At 59.5% G+C, this 336-nt stretch carries 1 protein-coding gene; it reads left to right on the top strand.

Annotation, left to right across the window (positions count from 1 at the left end):
* Nucleotides 1-336 (top strand): TRAP transporter large permease subunit (locus ABMC89_RS19010; protein ID WP_349570808.1); only part of this gene is annotated, 336 nt, incomplete at both ends.

Here is a 336-nt window from a genome sequence, read left to right as displayed (position 1 = left end):
GGGTTTGCCGACACGCCAACCCTGTATCTGCTGATGATCAACGTGCTTTTGCTGGCGATCGGCTGCGTCATGGACAACCTTGCTGCAATGATCATCCTGGCGTCGTTTCTCGTACCCATCGGAGAGCAGCTAGGCATGGACCCTGTCCAGTTTGGGGCGATGGTCGCGATCAACTTTACCATCGGCATGGCTACGCCGCCCTTCGGCTACACGATTTTCGTGGGGGCGGCGATAAGCGGGCTGAAGATTGGCCAGATCGCCCGGCCCCTGATGCCTATGCTGGGAGTGATGATCGCGGTCTTGCTTCTGGTGGCCTTCGTGCCGCAGGTGACGCTG

It is taken from the genome of Sulfitobacter sp. HNIBRBA3233, from assembly GCF_040149665.1.
Taxonomy (GTDB): domain Bacteria; phylum Pseudomonadota; class Alphaproteobacteria; order Rhodobacterales; family Rhodobacteraceae; genus Sulfitobacter; species Sulfitobacter marinivivus.
This window is presented reverse-complemented; position numbering and strand designations above follow the sequence as displayed.